The following is a 1,216-nucleotide window of genomic DNA, read 5'->3' as shown; positions in this document are numbered from 1 at the left end:
GACGTGATCTTGTCGTGGCCGCCGACGTTCAGCAGCTTCGAGATGTCCAGCGTCTGGCCGGCACCCGTGAGTTTCAGCGTGTCCGTGCCCGCCCCGCCATGGACACCTGCGCCGGCCCCGTCGAAATATTTGACATCGGCCACGCTGAAGACGTCGTTGCCAGCGCCGCCGTAGTACGCGGTATCTCCGACCAACTCCTGCAACGCCGGCCGATCGAACACCTGGCTCGCTGCTTGGGCGGAAAACGAGAAATTGTCCACCCATGTCAGCAATTTATGCACCGGAACATTGCCTTGTTGATCGAACTCGATCGACGTGAATGACAGACCTTTCGGCATGTCGATTGCGACATGCTGACGAATCCCGCCAGACATCGTAATCGCACTACTCTTATAGATCACCTTGCCGGCACTATCGAGGAAGAGCAGTACCAAACTCTCGGTTGTCGTGACATCCCCGACGTCGCAAGAAAATCGTGTCGCGCTGATGCCATCCTTCAGGTCGAGCCTGACTTTTCCCGTAATCCCGAGTGCCGTCGTCGAAGGAGGCGCCGACAGTCCGTAGGTCGGATCGAGTTTGAAATCGTTGCCTGTATATAGCCCTTGACTCCATTTATCGTGACCAGCGTCCCGAATTCCGGTCAGCGTGAAAAACGCCAGCTCACACGATTGCCCCTCGAACAAAGGCACCGACTTCAGCGTATCGAAATTCTCATGAAACTCGAACGACGCCAAGGTCCGATATTGAGAGGCATTGCCCGCCGAATCGATGATCGCCACGGCCGGAATGGCTGTGGTGTTCTTCGGCCAGGGATACGTCGCGGTGCCGGTTGCGATTTCCTCGGCGGTCAACGTCCGCACAAATACACGCGTGCCAAATTTAACTTCCAGTTCCGAACCTGCCTGAACCTGCGAACCATCGAATTTCACCACGACAACGTCGCCCACTATGGCGAGGCTGGTTGGCGGCAACACGAATGGTTTCAAGACGACATCCGTCGAGTGGATCTCACCGGTTCCCCCCGCCGCGCTCACCACACGTGTCTGGATCGTCCAGTTGCTCGTGTGCGTATTGGGATCAGTCGCCACCCACGTGCCATCCGACTTCATCAGTGCATCGAACCAGCTGCGGCCGCCGTCCGTCGACACCTGCACCTTCTCGCCGGCTGCCAAGGCCACGGTCAGGTGGCCGCTCAACAACCGGCCCGCCGTGCCGT

1 protein-coding gene is annotated in these 1,216 nt (G+C 58.4%); it reads right to left on the bottom strand.

Annotated elements, in window-relative coordinates; translation table 11 throughout:
- Positions 1-1,216: hypothetical protein (locus tag ACFWO8_RS33150; protein ID WP_378974792.1), on the bottom strand; the 1,216-nt coding region annotated here is incomplete at both ends.

This window comes from Nocardia sp. NPDC058480, assembly GCF_042720495.1.
Taxonomy (GTDB): domain Bacteria; phylum Actinomycetota; class Actinomycetes; order Mycobacteriales; family Mycobacteriaceae; genus Nocardia.
The sequence above is the reverse complement of the archived record's forward strand: the minus strand, read 5'-3'. Positions and strand labels throughout refer to the sequence as shown.